This is a genomic window from Stenotrophomonas maltophilia (assembly GCF_013464485.1).
GTDB lineage: Bacteria > Pseudomonadota > Gammaproteobacteria > Xanthomonadales > Xanthomonadaceae > Stenotrophomonas > Stenotrophomonas maltophilia_AW.
On the sequence record NZ_RAUX01000093.1, the window covers coordinates 1 to 460 of the forward strand.

Sequence of the window (460 nt, forward strand, 5' to 3'; positions counted from 1 at the left end):
CGGAAGTGAAACGCAGCTGCGCCGATGGTAGTGTGGCTCAAGCCATGCGAGAGTAGGTCATCGCCAGGGTTTACACCTAAAACCCCGCTGCTCACGCAGCGGGGTTTTTCTTTGGGCGAGGGAAACGCCGGGTAGTGCCGGCCGCTGGCCGGCAGCCCCGGTAGATCCACGCCATGCGTGGATGCTCTCCGCGCGGAACCGCGGCGCCAACCAAGGTTGGCGACTACCCACAGCAGGCCCGCACCGCGATCGTTTGCCGGGTAGATCCACGCCATGCGTGGGGGCTCCCACGCAGAGCCAAGTTGCCAGCCAAGGTTTGCACCCACCAATGGCGGAGCGCACAAAAAAAACGGCGCCCCGTGGGGCGCCGCTTTGATGTCCAGGCGACGCCCCCCCTCAATTGAGTAGCAAGCTGCTTTGGAGTCCAATCCCCAACGAGAAGGAGATTGGACGTGAAAAA

Annotated in this window: 1 protein-coding gene; it reads right to left on the reverse strand. The window is 62.8% G+C overall.

Annotated features, from left to right (window positions below; all coding sequences use genetic code 11):
* On the reverse strand, nt 1–275 hold a 275-nt coding region (locus D7Y61_RS22505), incomplete at its 3' end, for a hypothetical protein (RefSeq protein ID WP_219628108.1).
* Between the last annotated feature and the right edge of the window lie 185 nt (nt 276–460).